This is a genomic window from Paenibacillus sp. Y930, from assembly GCF_056786375.1.
This window is the reverse complement of record NZ_JBXCIX010000042.1, coordinates 1-622: the sequence shown is the minus strand read 5'-3', so window position 1 is coordinate 622 and position 622 is coordinate 1. Positions and strand designations below refer to the sequence as shown.

Below are 622 nucleotides of genomic sequence, written 5' to 3'. Positions count from 1 at the left end.
AGCTTTACTAATTTTCTCACCGGAAATTCATGCCTTAATTCATAGATCACTTCAGCTTTGTCTTGTTTGGTGATTTTTCCTTGTCTTGAACTAAGGCATTCAACTTTTTTAAGTAGGCATTTTCCATTTCAAGTTGTTTAATACGTGCTTGAAGTGCTTCTGCAGAGCTTTCTAATGGTATCTGCTTTGGCTGTTTCTTTATCTCTTTATTCTTCATGGATGGACGCCCCTTTATTTTTGATTGAAGGGCTTCAAATCCTTGGATTTCAAGTTGTTTTCGCCATTTAATGATACTTGATGGTGCTGCTATCTTAAAAATCGCAGCTGTCTCCATTAAGGACGTACCGTGTTCAATCATATAATTTAGTACGTCTAGTTTAAACGGTAGTGTGTAATTTGTATATTGTTTTAAAAACGCTTTATCTCCATTGTATTCATATTGTTTAACCCATTTGTGTATGGCTTTATCATCAACACCAATCGATTTAGCGATGGCGAGATAACTTTCTTTTCTATTCAAAGCCCTTTTTACTGCATCTAATTTATCTTCTCGACTAAATTTGGCCATAAAAAAATGCACCTCCAATTGTTAGACTGTGTCTAACAATTGGGGTGCACTGCA

General features: G+C 35.4%; 1 pseudogene. It reads right to left on the bottom strand.

Annotated elements, in window-relative coordinates:
* Nucleotides 1–568: pseudogene (locus AC1TO5_RS21280) on the bottom strand (transposase); the annotation flags it as partial.
* Nucleotides 569–622 lie beyond the last annotated feature (54 nt).